The following is a 13,330-nucleotide window of genomic DNA, read 5'->3' on the forward strand; positions in this document are numbered from 1 at the left end:
GAGAACTCTTGATATGAAAAGGGCCCGCATGGAGGCGGGCACAACAAGTAAACGATAGGTTTTAGAAGATATAGAAACCTTCAGCTCCCGGGAAGTCTTCGTCAAACGCATCGTCTTCATTTAAGAAGTAATCCATATCAAGCAAATCATCCTCACTCATGTGGCGGATGTCATCAGCGGTCATGCCTTCGGGTGGATTCTGTATATACTTGTTTCTGATTTCATCTGAACATTTTGACATAGTGTTTTCCTCCGTTTTATATATTTTATCACAGACGGAGGTGGTATGTATATATTTCATGCAGAAGAGAAAGTTGGGAGTCTTCCCATTGCCCTTTCATACATTTTGTCCAGAGAAATATGCTGATGTTTATGATAAAGCTCAAGAAAAAGCATTGTCTCGCCACAGCATGGACATTTGAGAGGATCATAACCAAAAGAGGATAAAGTGCAATTGCGCCAGCGATTGAATGAAAGAATAACCTTATGTTTTTCTTTTGATATGGCAAGAGATAGCTTTTTATCACTCTCACGTGTTCTTGCATAAAGACCATAGTAGCGGATTTGTTTGAAGTGTTTTTCAGGAATGTGCATGCTTAGTCGTTCAATGAATTCCATAACAGGAATGGTTTCAACGACAAGTTTGTCATCCTCATGACGATTGTAGTGAAAAGTTACATTTTCACCGTCGTAATCGTCGATACGAGAAGTGGCAATAACAGGACGACCAAGATAACGGCCTATGTATTTAGTAACAACTTTAGGATTACACTTATTAGGTTTTGCATAGACATAGAATCCTTCTTTATGTTCGTGGTAGCATTTAGCCTTGACCAGTATAAAAGATGGCCCAAGCTTTTTCTCCATTAAGTTAAGGAGGGCTGTGCGAAAGGCGTTGCGAAGGAATGTGTAATTAAAGTGAGTTTTGGGACGCCAAATACCAGAGTTACCAATGCCACCTTCGGACAGAAGACAATGAATATGAGGATTCCATTTCAAGTCTCTACCAAAAGTGTGGAGAACAAGAATGAATCCAGGCGTGAATTTTTCGGCTTTATTGTCTTTGTGAAATAAGCGAAAGACAACACTTTGAACAGCTTCAAAAAGAAGATTAAGAAGTTTTCTATCTTCAAGAAAGTAATGTCTAAGTTCAGAATCAATGGTAAAAACACAGTGACGGTGCTGAGCATTGATTATCTTAAAAGACATAGAGGTAGTGCGGTCAATGGAATACTTAGTTCCACAGGTAGGACAGAAGCGACTGTGACAACGGAAAGGAACAAATTTAAGGGTACCACATTTGCCGCAACCATACATTGCACCACCAAAAGAAGGGTCACCGCAGTTAATCATACGATTAACATTTTCAATGACCGACTTGCGAGGGTGTAAAGTATAAATCATTCTTTCATAGTTATCTTTAAATATATCCTGAAGTATGTTGCTCATAAGATTATTATGAAGGATTTGTAGCAAAAAGAAACCCCCCTAAATCCCCTCAAGATTGAGGGGGAGGGGAGTTGAAGTGTCGAAGACACTTTTTTATATATACGACTTCGGGCCAACTTGTCCCGAAGTCATAGGACAAGGTCGGTGTGGCCTCGACAACATTGTTGCACCCTTTCCAAAATGGTAAAATATAGGTAGAACCAAACGTTAAAATCAACCAATGAAAGGGGATTTTTTATGAAGTTAATCAAGTTTGTATTTAAGATTATCGCCGCTCCGCTGGTCGTTGTGCTTACGATTGCAACGCCCATATTTACATTTCTGTTTTGCTATGCCGCAACCTTGTTAGAGATTGTTTCCGGGATAGGCGTTCTTGTCAGTATCGCCCTGCTGATAAGCGGAGAAAAGCTTGGCTGTGGTGTGTTCCTGTTCCTGTCATTCCTGATTTCTCCCTTTGGTATTCCTGCCATTGCAGAATGGCTGATTGACAGGCTGCGCAGCCTTAACTACTCCCTTCGATATTTCATAATGAGCTAAAAAATAGGATGGCAGAATAACCGAGATACTTCGGGTCAACTTGGCCCGAAGTTATTTTATGCAGGAAAGAAGGCTGCATATGGCAACAACCCGCTTTATGACCCGTCATATCGGGAGCGGAAAGACAATCATAGAAACCTTAAAGGATGGATTTGACTATGGTAAAAATCCGAAAAAGACCCGCAATGGGGATTTGATTATCGCCTATGAATGTGACCCCGCCACGGCTGACGCTGAATTTTTACTCTCTAAGGCAAAGTATAAAGCTATCACAGGCCGGGAACAGAAAAAGGATAATGATGTTCTATATTATCAAATCCGGCAGGCGTTCCCGCCCGGTGAAGTAACCGCAGAAACAGCCCTCAAAATCAGCTATGACCTTGCAATGCGCTGGACGAAAGGCAGACACGCCTTTTTTGTGGTATCACACATAGACCGTCCACACCCGCATTGCCATATTTATTACAACTCAACCTCACTGGATTGTACCCGGAAATTTCGAGATTTTATTGGTTCGGCGCGGGCTGTCCGGCGGCTTTCTGACCGGATTTGTCTTGAAAACGGTTTATCGTATAGTCGCCAATCCAAAACTGAAAAGCAAAGGCCAATACAAACACTATGGGCAATGGCAAGGCAACAATAGGCCGCTGACTTTTCAAGAACGGTTGAAAGCACAGATTGATATTTGCCTTACCCAAAAACCGCCGGATATGGAAGCATTTTTACAGGCAATGGCGGCGGCTGGCTATGAGGTAAAGCATGGGCGCGGCGGCGTGATTAGCTTCCGCACCGAGGGACAAGAACGCTTTACCCGGCTTCGGGCTTCTACACTTGGCAAGGGTTACGGTCAGGAGGACATACAGGCAGTTATTGAAGGCAAAACCTCCCTATCAGAGAACCGCACAGGAGTTACCCACAAGGTTAATCTGATTGTGGATATTCAGTCCCGCATGAAAGCAGGAAAAGGCCCGGCTTATGAGCGGTGGGCAAAAATTTTCAACCTAAAGCAGATGGCGGCAACACTTCAATATTTGCAGGAAAATAACCTGCTGGAATATGAGCAGTTAGAGAAAAAGACAACAGAGGTTACAGACCGCTTTCACGCTCTTTCCGACAGTATAAAATCCACCGAAGCCGCTATTCATGTCAATGCGGAGTTAAAGGCGGCGGTGGTCGATTACGCCAAAACCCGGCCTGTGTTTGAGGACTATAAGGCCGCAAGGTACAGTAAAAAATATTTTTCAGAACATGAGGCTGATATTGCCTTATATCGTTCAGCACAAGATACGTTCCGGCGGTTACTGTCCGGGGCGAAGCTCCCCAAAATGGATACGCTCAAAGCCGAGTATCAAACATTGACGGCAAAGAAAAAAGCCGCCTACAGTGAATACCGGACGGCAAGAAAAGAAATGCAGGAGCTTATCGTAGCAAAGACCAATATTGACCATCTGCTCGGCCTGACGGACGCGCAGAAAAATAAGGAAATGGAGCGATAATGACATGACGCAACATGAGGTGCTAAGCGCCGACTTCGGGACAAATTGGCCCGAAGTCGCAGGGTTTGGGGCGGCTTGCCCCAACAAGCAATTTTTAGGATTTGACCGCAGGGAAAATCTTAAAAATGTGCAAGTGTCAATACACTTGCCCTGCTTGCCGGTTAGTGGAATCGCTAAAACTCGCTGCCTATAAGCAAGTTGATATTATTCGGATATTCGTATATAATCAATTTAAACTTGGAAAAGGGGTGGTATTATGATTGATTATATTTCGGTTCGAGATGCTGCTATTAAATGGGCCATTTCAGAGCGTAGAATACAAAAACTTTGTGAAGAAAACAGGATAGATGGCGTTGTGCGCTTTGGTCGTTCATGGGCTATTCCCAAAGATGCCCCAAAACCTTTAGACACTAGATTGAAACAAAACCGAAAAGGAAGTGATAAATTTCATGTATCAGATTATGATAATTGAAGATGATTCGGTAATTCAGGAAGAATTATCGGTTCTTTTGCAAAGCAACGGCTATGAAGTCACTTTACTAAACGATTTTTTAAATATGGCTTCTGATGTGAAAAAGCATAGTCCCCACCTGCTTTTATTGGATATTAACCTGCCTGTGCAGGATGGTTTTAAAATTTGCTCCCAAATACGCACATTTTCAAGCGTACCGATTATATTTGTCACAAGTAGAAATACGGATATGGATGAACTAAACAGTATTATGCTGGGCGGCGACGATTTTATTACAAAGCCATATAACACCTCCATTTTACTGGCTCGCATTGCTTCTCTGTTAAAACGCACCTATGCCTCGGAACATGCAGAAACTTTGACATACCAAGATGTAATTTTACACTTAGAGAGCAGCAAAATAGAACATCAAGGTAAGGAAGTTGAGCTAACGAAAAATGAACTAAAAATCATGGCTTTTCTTTTTAAAAACGCTGGGAAAATTGTCCCCCGTGCGGATCTGGTTGAATATCTTTGGGATAGCCAGCTTTATGTGGATGATAATGCTTTAAGCGTAAATATTACAAGAATTCGAGAAAAGTTAAAGCAAATTGATATAACGGATTTTATCCAGACGAAACATCGGCAGGGGTATTTAATATGAAATATAAACACTATTTAATAGATCGGATACCCTGTATACTTACACATATTTTATCAATGCTTGGTTGTACGATTTTTTTACTGGCTATAAAAACACAAAAGGGAATTATCCTGATTCTGCTTCTTGCATGGTTTCTGATTGTATCAATTTATATAAATGTGCGTTACTATTTCCGCAACCGATACTTTGCAGATATTCTTTCACAGCTTGATAACTTAGATAAAAAATATTTGATTTCGGAAGTAATGGACTACCCTGCGTTTACAGAGGATAGGATTTATTATCATATACTGAAAACTGCTAATAAATCAATGATGGAACAGGTTTCCGAGACGAAACGGGAGCGTAAGGAGTATAAAGAATATATTGAACAATGGATACATGATGTCAAAACACCGATTTCGGCTATGAGCCTTATCTGCGAAAATAATAAGTCCGATAGCACCAGAAAGATAATGGCTGAACTGGAAAAAGTCAGCCACTATACGGAACAGGCACTTTATTATGCAAGAAGCGAAAATGTGGAAAAAGATTATTTAATAAAAGAAGTTCTGCTGTCGGAAATGATACACTCCGCTATTGCAGGAAACAAGCAGTTGTTTCTTCAAAATCATGTTTCTGTTCAAATAGAAAACTGTGAATATACTGTCTGCACAGATGAAAAATGGATTGGCTTCATTTTGAATCAGCTCATTTCTAATGCAATCAAATATAGTGAAAAAGAGTCGATTATTTTATTTGAGGCACATTCCAATCATGGTAATATCATCCTATCCCTTAATGATAATGGCGTTGGGATTTCTGAAAGTGACTTACCTCGTATTTATGAAAAAGGTTTTACCGGAAAAAACGGAAGAACCGGAAAAAGTTCTACTGGCATTGGCTTATTTTTATGCAAACGCCTTTGTGAAAAGCTTGGTATTGATATTGCAGTAAAATCTAAGATTGGAAAAGGAACCTCCGTAGAACTCTATTTTCCAAAAGGGGATTTTGTGAAAGTGCAGGAGTAAGTCCTCTGCACTTCTTACATTTTTGTAAGAACTTCGTAAGGAAAGTAGATACAGTTAGATTTTTATATTCGTTAGAATGAATGTGAGGTGGACGAAATGAAACAAATTTTAAAAATTGAACATATTGAAAAATACTATGGAAACAAAGGGAATATTACAAAAGCTATTGATGACATTAGCTTTGAAGTACAAAACGGTGAATTTATCGCTATTATGGGTGCATCCGGTTCAGGAAAAACAACGTTGCTTAACTGTATTTCAACGATTGATACAGTCAGTGCAGGACACATCTTTCTGGATAATGCGGATATTACGGAAATTATGGAAAAGGAGCTTGCACGTTTTCGCAGGGAAAATCTTGGGTTTATCTTTCAAGATTTCAATCTGTTGGATACTCTAACCATTAGTGAAAATATCGCAATGGCTTTAACTATCAACAAAGTTCCGGTGGAAGAAATTGACCCTCGTGTGAAAAAAATGGCCGAAAAGTTGGATATTGTACCGATACTTGATAAGTTTCCTTATCAGGTTTCCGGAGGTCAGAAACAGCGTTGTGCCTGTGCACGAGCCATGATTAACAGCCCGAAGCTGATATTGGCAGACGAGCCTACCGGAGCACTGGATAGCCACTCGGCACAGATGCTTCTGACTACAATACAGACTATGAATCAAGAGTTTGATGCAACCATTCTTATGGTTACTCACGATGCTTTCACAGCAAGCTATGCAAAACGGATTCTGTTTTTAAAGGACGGTCATATTTTTACGGAAATTATACGTGGAGAACAGTCCCGAAAACAGTTATTCGGAAAAATTCTCGATGTAATGACATTGCTGGGAGGTGATTTATCCGATGTACGGTAAACTTATTCTCCGCAATGCAAAGAGATCTATTAAAGACTACCTGATTTATATTATTACTTTGACCCTTTGTGTAACTATGTTTTATTCGTTTCTGTCCATTTCCAGCAATTATTATCATCCCAGCATCGGAGTTCAGTATAACTTGAATATATTAAGCGATGCGATGAAAGCAGCTATCTGTGCCATTACATTCTTGTTGCTTTTCTTAATCAAATATGTCAACAACTATATGATACGGCGTAAGCAAAAAGAATTTGCCATACAGACTGTAATGGGAATGGAACAAAAAACCACCGCTACGTTATTTTTCTTAGAAACTTTAATAATGGGATTGGTTGCTTTAGGAATGGGTATTATCCTTGGTACATTCTGCTCTCAATTTATTACAGCAATGCTTTTATCCGCTTACGGACAACCTTTCCAGCTTTCATGGATGCTTTATCCCGATACTGTTCTTCTTACGATAATGTTCTTCACGATTAGCTTTGTTCTTATAGGCTTGTTCAACATTCGTACCATACGGAAAATCAAGGTCATTGATATGCTTAATGCGGATAAAAAGAATGAACCACACTTTAAAAAAAGTAAATGGATGCCGATTATTACCGTTTTATTTAGTATATTTCTAATTATTATGCTGGTCACGGGCATATCTAAAATGTATTACTATTTTGATACCCGCCTGCCATTTTCAGTACACCTGATGTTTTGGGGGAATATACTGATACCAGCTTTCACATTAGTGGGTATTCTCGCATGGATTTTTTTGCACAAAAAATTTGGCTTTTCAAAGCTCGTGATTTTCCTGTTAATTATGGCACTCGCCGCAACAGCCTCCTCCGCGAGCGTTCCGGTTTTACAAATGAAATATTACCTTGCCTTGGGAACAGGAACGAATAACAGTTATATGATTTTTCTTTTAGTTGGATTAGTTTTTATTATATGCGCCGTTTTTTATTTAGCAAGTAATGTGATTACATCCATGAAAGAAAAATCGTTGCAGAAAAAGTATTACGAGGAAAATCTTTTCTTTTTCGGACAAATTATCTCAAAGCTAAAGACAACCACCAAAACCATGACTTTGATTTGTCTTACGCTTGTGCTCTCCATAAGTATGTTCTTGATTGAACCGGCTCTGAACGGCTGGGTTTCCGGCTATCTGGATACCCGTTCGGTATTTGATGTGCAAGTTCTTTCCCAGTATAATAAAGCATTTGACATCAAAGAACTCCCGAATACTAATTATGACTTTGTGACGGAATATCTGGCTGAAAATAATATACAGATAATAGATGATTGTTCTTTCAGCTTGTATCTCCCAATGGCAGAGGATTTTCATCAACGAATTAAATGGTCTTTTCCGGTATTGGCAATTTCGTTATCTGATTATAACCATTTGCTCGATATGAGAGGATTAGATACTATAACACTGGACGAAAACGAGTTTACTACCCAATGGCAGTCCATTGCTACTGAAGAGGAACGCAATGAATTTATAGAGTCACATTCTACTGTTCGGACAGATGCCGGAATACTGGAGATGGCTTCCGAAAATGCTTCCGATGCCGCATTGGGAGAATATCTCTATAACAATTACACCGATGTTGTCTATGTTTTTCCAGATGAAATCTGTAAACAGCTCTTAAGTGTCAACCGCAACCGCGCTATTAAAACGGCTGAACCGCTTCCTTATGATGTTGCAATCGGATTACAGCAGGAATTTGAAAGAAAGTTTCCAGAACAACCGGAGGGCGTTAATTATTACATTCGCACCAGTACACAACAGATTAACAGCACCACAGCGAGCAACTTTGTCATGCAGGCAAGTATGACTTATGGTGCGGTCGTACTGTTAATTATGTGTTTTACAATTTTAGCATTACAACAGCTTTTGGATGCCACACATTATAAATACCGATTCGGTGTTCTTCGTAAGCTTGGCGTAGATGAAACTCATATCAACCGACTTGTTTTAAAACAGCTTGGTGTTTGGTTTGGATTGCCGATTGGTATTGCGGTGCTTGCATCTACAGTATTTGGTGGATATTTCTTTAATATGTTTTCTTCGCAGATTTCTGCTTATATCGGTGCTGAAATACTTGCCGTACAAATACTGCTAATCGCCGGTATACTTTTGATTCTTCTTACTTGTTATTTTGTCAGCACATGGATTTTATTTAACCGTACTATACGAAAGGAATAATCACAGGTTTCTCAATTATTTCATATCCTATGGTTCCTGATAGCAAGTTAAATATGCCAATGTCGTGTAGTTGTTATTACTTGTATCTGTTTTTGTGATGGTTAGAAAGCGAATTTATGTCAAGGAAAAATGATGGAGACAGCCTATAATCTTTACAATCTCATTAAGACGCCAAACAGCGGAAAATAAAAAAAACCGTTGTTTTGGTGGAAAAATGTTTTGCGCCTAAATAGTAAACAACATCAATCAGCGGTTTTTGAATTAAAATTCAAAGCCGCTGATTGATTTATGAGAATATATAAATGGGGCTGGCAACTGTGCCTTGTTTTACCAAAGCGGCTTTGTGATAGGAGGTTTTTATGTATCCAAAGCCGTTATTTTCTGCTCGTGAGGAGTCGTCACTTTATTGTGACGGCTGGCTGTAGCAGAAGTTTTCATTCAGCAAAATCTCAAAAAAATTATAGGCGTATCTTGCGCCCATTTTTTATTCGACACCTTTCGAGAACTTTTTCGCAAAGGTGTTTTTTTGTTCTCTTTTTTGACTACAGATATACCGGACAAGCCTTTCCACTTCGGGCCAACTTGGCCCGAAGTCCAGCCACACTGCCGCTCCCCTCCCTCTCCATTTCGATTCGCTAATCCAAAAAATCGAAATGGAGGAACATACTATGGCAAAAATCAATCTGCGGGATTTTTACCCGTTTTATAATGCTGACCTTTTCACTGAGATACCCGATGAAGTGGAATCCGCCCTTTTGGAAGCGGAACGACTGGAACGGAACTACATTCGCCGCCGCTTTTACAACAAGGCTTACTACTCTCTGGACGCAGACGACGGAATTGAAAATGATATTCTGTTCGTATCACTTACTCCCTGTGAACTCTACGAGCGCAAAATGACAGCCGAACAATTACAGGCTACTATGGCTTCTTTGCCGGACAAGCAGGGAAAACGGATTTACGCTCATTACATACTCGGCATAAGCAAATCAGACATTGCACGGGTCGAGGGTGTAGACGAAAAAGCGGTTAGAGTTTCTATTGAACGGGCGCTTCGGAACATGGAAAAATTCTTGAAAAAGTTTTAATTTTCCGTTCCGAATTTACCCTCCAAATCACATGGCTATTAGAAAGAACTATTTCTCTTTCTAATGCTCTTTGACAACTGAATACCGATGGTTCGGATACGTTCAATCAAGAGGGAGCCGAGCCGCAGGGTACGCCATGACCGCCCGTTGAAAGGGGGAAAGACCTAACGGAGTGTGAGCGACAAATACCAACTGCGGCAGGGTGGAAAAGGCAAGCTGCCCGGCGATAATCTCTTGATTGGTATATTGATACTTGCGGTTTGAACGCTTCACAGCATTGACCGCCACGCCATAAGCATGGGGTGAGGTGAGATTCCTATGAGGGTGGTTGCCGCCATCCGTCCGAGCCATCTTTTTATATATAGGGTGTACCGCTCCGGGTTTTTCTGTCTAATGACAGCCCGATCCTTTCCGGCACGGTACGCCCCCTATTTTAAGAATAAAATCGAAATGGAAAACAACATGGTTTTCGATATGCGTAGCTTATAGGAAGCTGAACAGCATTATCCAAACAGCCTCTATTGACTTCGGGACAACTTGGCCCGAAGTATGAGGGAAAATTAAAGGCTATCACTTTTCTTTGAAAATGTGGTGGCTTTTTGTGTTTCCTCATAGGACAAACGTGGAAACGCATATATTTAATCATGCAGAATAGGAGGTGCATGATGATGATTACGCCGAAAATGGTAGATGATTTTATGAGCGTAAATATAGAAACAGTAGATATAGGAAAACTGGCCGATATAAGTATGTTGGAACTTGACAACTCCCTACCCAAAGAAAATCGGCTGACCTATGTTTTGGAGAAGCTGAAAAATCCCTTGTGCTTTCGTTATGGGGATATGGGTATCAAACTTGAATTTGACGACAATGCACCGCCAATTCAAGAGGTGCTTACAAACTTTCTCATACGCAAGAAAAGTGGCTTATAATGCGGCTTTGCGCCTCCGACAACATTGTTCGCATTACGCCAAAATGGTATAATATAGGTGTAATGTGATAGGAAGGAGGACGCATGGCACGAGTAGCCAACAGGCAAACCATTACAAAATTAGCAACCAAAAACAAGGTGTGGTATGTGGCATTTTATATTCGCTTATCCCGTGAGGATAAACGAGGAAAAGATGAATCCGAAAGCATTACCAATCAAAGACTTATCCTAACAGATTTTCTTGAACAGCAGGACGATGGCGACGAATACATTTTCGTCGGAGAATATGTTGACGATGGTGTGAGCGGTACAACAGATGAAGAACGTGAGAACTTCCAAAGGCTCTTATCCGATATTCAAAAAGGCAAAGTCAACTGTGTGATTGTTAAGAACCTTGCCCGGAGTTTTCGCAACAATGGTGACCAAAGCTATTATCTTGGCGACTGGTTTCCACGAAATGATGTGCGATTTATTTCTCTTTACCAACAGCCCGTTGATACCTATAAAGACCCTCAAAACGCTCAAAATATCGCTGTTCCCGTTCAAGGAGTTTTGAATGAAGAACACGCAAGGGGTACATCGGAAAGCATTCGGAAAACTTTCGATAAGAAGCGGGAAAAAGGGTTACATATCGGTTCTTTTGCGGCTTATGGTTATATGAAAGACCCGGAGGATAAAAATGCCCTCATTATTGATGAAGAAGCGGCTGAAAATGTGAAAAGTATTTTTGCTTGGTTTTTAGAGGGCATGAGCAAAAATGCGATTGTACGAAAACTCAATAACAGTGGTGTTTTATGTCCGGCTGCTTACAAGAAAAGTAAGGGTATGAAATACCAAAATCCTAATGCTACGGACAGTAATCCTCTATGGGCGGCAATAAGCATAACCGGCATTCTGAAAAACCGTATTTATGTAGGCGATATGGTACAAGGACGTTACCGCATAAAAAGCTATAAAATCCATGTGCAGGAAACAGTTCCAGAAGATGAATGGTTTATTGTTGAGAATACCCATGAACCGATTATCAGCCGGGAAGATTTCACAAAAGTACAAGAACTTATGAAAAAGGATACTCGCACCGCACCACAGCAAAAAGGTCTATACCTTTTTAGCGGTTTTCTGCGTTGTGCCGATTGTGGCAAGGCTATGACACGAAGCAAGGTAAAGGGAAATGTCTATTACTATTGCCGCACCTATAAAGACCAATCGAAAACAGCCTGCACAAAACATACAATACGCCATAACCATCTGGAACAAGGTGTACTGTATGCCATTCGGCAACAGGTTTATGTTGCAGTAGCCTTTTCCGAAATTGTTTCTCGTATCAATACCGCCCCCTTGCAGAAAAGCCAGTCCATACGACTGAATGAACTCATAGCGGCAAAGGAAAAAGAACTTTCCAAAATCACACGTTATCAACAAAGTATCTATCAAGATTGGAAAGATGGAGAGATTTCTCACAAGCAATATCGCCATATGAAAGAGGATTATGAGCGGCAAATCGAAGCAATTAACGAAGTTATCGGCAATCTGCATGAAGAAAAGGCAGAACTTGAAAATGGGATTGATACGGAAAACCCATTCTTAGCTACCTTTAGGAAATATGAAAATATCGACAAACTAACAAGGGATATTTTAATTGAACTCGTAGAGTGTATTAAGGTGTACGACAATGGCAATATAAGCGTTAGCTTGAAATTCGCCAATGAGTACCGTCGAGTAGCTGAATACATCGAGGTCAACACCCATCAGAACGCGGTTTAATGGAACCGCATTTTTACAGGTAGTTTGTTTTCCTAATATATACGCCCCTGTTGGTGCACAAGGTCCAACCGGAGTTACAGGTACACAAGGATTACAGGGAGTAACGGGTGCAACAGGTCCACAAGGTCCACAAGGTCCTCAAGGTCCACAAGGTCCTCAAGGAGCACAAGGCCCTCAAGGGCCACAAGGAGCAACAGGTTCAGTAGGTCCTCAAGGATTAATCGGACCGACTGGATTACAAGGTCCAATTGGCCCAACAGGTCCAACAGGAGCGACAGGAGCAACAGGAGCAACAGGAGCTACGGGAGCAACAGGAGCTACGGGAGCGACAGGAGTCGCAGGACCCGGTGCAATTATACCATTTGCTTCTGGCACACCAGTGGTTGTTACAACTGTATTAGGAGAACCGTTAGGAACTACTTCATTGGTAGGATTTGGTAGTAGTACAACTGGAGTTAGCATTTTAGGAGACGTGATTGATACCGCTGCAATCACTAACTATGCATTTTCAGTTCCAAGAGATGGAGTGATTACATCAATATCCGCATTTTTTAGTACAGCGTTAGCAGTATCATTAGTTGATTCAACTGTAACTATCACGGCTCAATTATTTCAATCAACAACACCAGACAATACGTTTACAGCAGTGCCAGGAGCAGAAGTAATCCTTGCGCCTCCTTTGACAGGTGTTGTACGTATTGGTACAGTAAGCAGCGGACTTACAACGGGATTAAACATTCCAGTAACAGCCCAGACCCGTCTTTTGCTTGTATTTTTTGCGAGTGTAACAGATGGTGTTGATATTGCAACTAGTGTTACAGGTTATGCAAGTGCTGGACTATTAATAGAGTAATTTCTTTCTAAACGTTAATA

Annotated in this window: 14 protein-coding genes and 1 pseudogene; 11 read left to right on the forward strand and 4 right to left on the reverse strand. The window is 40.7% G+C overall.

The window, feature by feature from the left end:
- Positions 1 to 61 precede the first annotated feature (61 nt).
- Together F7O84_RS17140 and F7O84_RS17145 are read right to left on the reverse strand one after the other, a co-directional pair.
- On the reverse strand, positions 62 to 241 hold the full coding sequence (locus F7O84_RS17140) for a hypothetical protein (protein ID WP_042679852.1): 180 nt from the start codon (positions 239 to 241) through the stop codon (positions 62 to 64).
- A gap of 56 nt (positions 242 to 297) precedes the next feature.
- Positions 298 to 1,449, reverse strand: coding sequence for an IS91 family transposase (locus F7O84_RS17145; protein ID WP_151144754.1), 1,152 nt, complete (start codon positions 1,447 to 1,449; stop codon positions 298 to 300).
- Positions 1,450 to 1,686: 237 nt separating this feature from the next.
- Here F7O84_RS17145 and F7O84_RS17150 point away from each other — a divergent pair, with 237 nt between their 5' ends.
- The 8 genes and pseudogenes from F7O84_RS17150 (at position 1,687) to F7O84_RS17185 (ending at position 9,762) form a co-directional block, all read left to right on the forward strand.
- Positions 1,687 to 1,986, forward strand: a complete 300-nt coding sequence (locus F7O84_RS17150; RefSeq protein ID WP_151148134.1) for a CD1845 family protein — start codon at positions 1,687 to 1,689, stop codon at positions 1,984 to 1,986.
- A gap of 79 nt (positions 1,987 to 2,065) precedes the next feature.
- Positions 2,066 to 3,482, forward strand: a pseudogene (locus F7O84_RS17155) (relaxase/mobilization nuclease domain-containing protein).
- 256 nt (positions 3,483 to 3,738) lie between these two features.
- Complete coding sequence (locus tag F7O84_RS17160; protein WP_243140938.1) at positions 3,739 to 3,954, forward strand: DNA-binding protein; 216 nt, start codon at positions 3,739 to 3,741, stop codon at positions 3,952 to 3,954.
- Positions 3,932 to 4,597, forward strand: a complete 666-nt coding sequence (locus F7O84_RS17165) for a response regulator transcription factor (protein WP_151148137.1) — start codon at positions 3,932 to 3,934, stop codon at positions 4,595 to 4,597. The genes F7O84_RS17160 and F7O84_RS17165 overlap by 23 nt, the downstream gene beginning before the upstream one ends.
- Positions 4,594 to 5,607, forward strand: a complete 1,014-nt coding sequence (locus tag F7O84_RS17170) for a sensor histidine kinase (RefSeq protein ID WP_151148140.1) — start codon at positions 4,594 to 4,596, stop codon at positions 5,605 to 5,607. Before F7O84_RS17165 ends, F7O84_RS17170 begins: the two co-directional genes overlap by 4 nt.
- Before the next feature lie 96 nt (positions 5,608 to 5,703).
- On the forward strand, positions 5,704 to 6,471 hold the full coding sequence (locus F7O84_RS17175) for an ABC transporter ATP-binding protein (protein ID WP_151148143.1): 768 nt from the start codon (positions 5,704 to 5,706) through the stop codon (positions 6,469 to 6,471).
- The gene (locus tag F7O84_RS17180; RefSeq protein WP_151148146.1) at positions 6,461 to 8,674 is read left to right on the forward strand and encodes an FtsX-like permease family protein; all 2,214 of its coding nucleotides are present in this window, start codon (positions 6,461 to 6,463) and stop codon (positions 8,672 to 8,674) included. The genes F7O84_RS17175 and F7O84_RS17180 overlap by 11 nt, the downstream gene beginning before the upstream one ends.
- Before the next feature lie 668 nt (positions 8,675 to 9,342).
- Positions 9,343 to 9,762, forward strand: a complete 420-nt coding sequence (locus tag F7O84_RS17185) for an RNA polymerase sigma factor (RefSeq protein ID WP_151148149.1) — start codon at positions 9,343 to 9,345, stop codon at positions 9,760 to 9,762.
- A gap of 102 nt (positions 9,763 to 9,864) precedes the next feature.
- On the opposite strand, the gene F7O84_RS17190 is transcribed toward F7O84_RS17185, so the two are convergent.
- Entirely contained in the window at positions 9,865 to 10,113 is a 249-nt protein-coding gene (locus F7O84_RS17190; RefSeq protein WP_151148152.1) for a hypothetical protein, read from the reverse strand.
- 314 nt (positions 10,114 to 10,427) lie between these two features.
- On the opposite strand from F7O84_RS17190, the gene F7O84_RS17195 reads away from it, so the two are divergent.
- Entirely contained in the window at positions 10,428 to 10,694 is a 267-nt protein-coding gene (locus F7O84_RS17195) for a DUF6870 family protein (RefSeq protein ID WP_330578819.1), read from the forward strand.
- A gap of 83 nt (positions 10,695 to 10,777) precedes the next feature.
- Entirely contained in the window at positions 10,778 to 12,457 is a 1,680-nt protein-coding gene (locus F7O84_RS17200) for a recombinase family protein (RefSeq protein WP_151148155.1), read from the forward strand.
- A gap of 210 nt (positions 12,458 to 12,667) precedes the next feature.
- Here the strand turns inward: F7O84_RS17200 and F7O84_RS19445 are convergent, their stop codons facing one another.
- On the reverse strand, positions 12,668 to 12,919 hold the full coding sequence (locus F7O84_RS19445; protein WP_320411238.1) for a hypothetical protein: 252 nt from the start codon (positions 12,917 to 12,919) through the stop codon (positions 12,668 to 12,670).
- Between F7O84_RS19445 and F7O84_RS19450 the strand changes: the two genes are divergently transcribed.
- Positions 12,837 to 13,310: an exosporium glycoprotein BclB-related protein gene (locus F7O84_RS19450; protein ID WP_320411236.1), complete on the forward strand. Its 474-nt coding sequence runs from the start codon at positions 12,837 to 12,839 to the stop codon at positions 13,308 to 13,310. The genes F7O84_RS19445 and F7O84_RS19450 overlap by 83 nt on opposite strands.
- Positions 13,311 to 13,330: the final 20 nt, after the last annotated feature.

Origin of the sequence: Candidatus Galacturonatibacter soehngenii (assembly GCF_008830185.1) — a bacterium.
GTDB classification, from domain to species: Bacteria; Bacillota; Clostridia; order Lachnospirales; family Lachnospiraceae; genus Lachnotalea; species Lachnotalea soehngenii.